Below are 491 nucleotides of genomic sequence, written 5' to 3'. Positions count from 1 at the left end.
CCAGGTTGCCGCTTTGTCGTTTCTGCAGTGCAGAAAAGGCCAGGCAGGCCGGGAATTTCATGGAGCGAGTAGCAGTGTAGCCAGCTTTGAACCTGCGCATGAGAAAAATGCAGCATTGTGCGTGCTTTGTGGTCGATTGCTGACATGAATGATCTGCGATCACTGTCATCACGTTTTGCACAGGGACTATGGAAAATGACCGCAAAGTCGCGTTTTCACCCTGCTTGCGAGCATTTGACAACGCGGATCTTTTCGGAGAATGTGTGCATACCCAAATCAAACGGGCGTATGAATTGAGCGTTTGTATGTCACACCGCTCGTACAGAATCCCGACTAGCGCGCTGACGGGTGTGCCTGGTGCGAGGGCAGCGATAGGCTGCTTTCCCACCAGCGATCGGCGTGGACAGGTCAGCTTCCCTATCGGGGGGATCAGTTGATGATTTACGAAGGTAAAGCCATCACGGGTAAGGCTCTTGAAAGCGGCATCGTCG

The organism is Pseudomonas sp. UBA6315 (genome assembly GCF_002438125.1).
In the GTDB taxonomy this organism is placed as follows: domain Bacteria; phylum Pseudomonadota; class Gammaproteobacteria; order Pseudomonadales; family Pseudomonadaceae; genus Aquipseudomonas; species Aquipseudomonas faucium.
This window is presented reverse-complemented; position numbering follows the sequence as displayed.